This is a genomic window from Paenibacillus sp. 598K (assembly GCF_003851045.1).
Lineage (GTDB): Bacteria > Bacillota > Bacilli > Paenibacillales > Paenibacillaceae > Paenibacillus_D.
This window is the reverse complement of sequence record NZ_BFBX01000055.1, coordinates 1,660-1,980: the sequence shown is the minus strand read 5'-3', so window position 1 is coordinate 1,980 and position 321 is coordinate 1,660. Positions and strand designations below refer to the sequence as shown.

General features: G+C 52.0%; 1 protein-coding gene. It reads right to left on the bottom strand.

What is annotated here, in order from left to right; all coding sequences use genetic code 11:
• The coding region (locus tag PA598K_RS39205; protein ID WP_148091961.1) for an IS110 family transposase at positions 1-278 on the bottom strand (278 nt) is incomplete at its 3' end.
• Positions 279-321: the final 43 nt, after the last annotated feature.

The window sequence follows — 321 nt, the reverse complement described above, 5'->3', positions numbered from 1 at the left end:
GGATTGATGGTGAACACCTTGGTCTTGCGCTCCTGCAACGCAGCATCTTGATGGAAGTACATGGCTGGATGCCAGCTGTACACCGATGTGGCTTCAAGACCGATATGGATCTCGGCCACCACATGCTTGTCCGCCAAGGCTACGATGCGGTCTCGAAGATACGCAGCGCCTTCCAGGTTATTTTGAACCGTCAGGGTCTCTAGTTTGTCCCCGTCGGTATTCATGAAACACGTCTCCAGTTCTTTGGAGCTCACGTCAATGCCGACAAAAAGCTTCATGGGGGAATTCCTCCTTTCATTTCGGGATTCAGGGAATGGACAC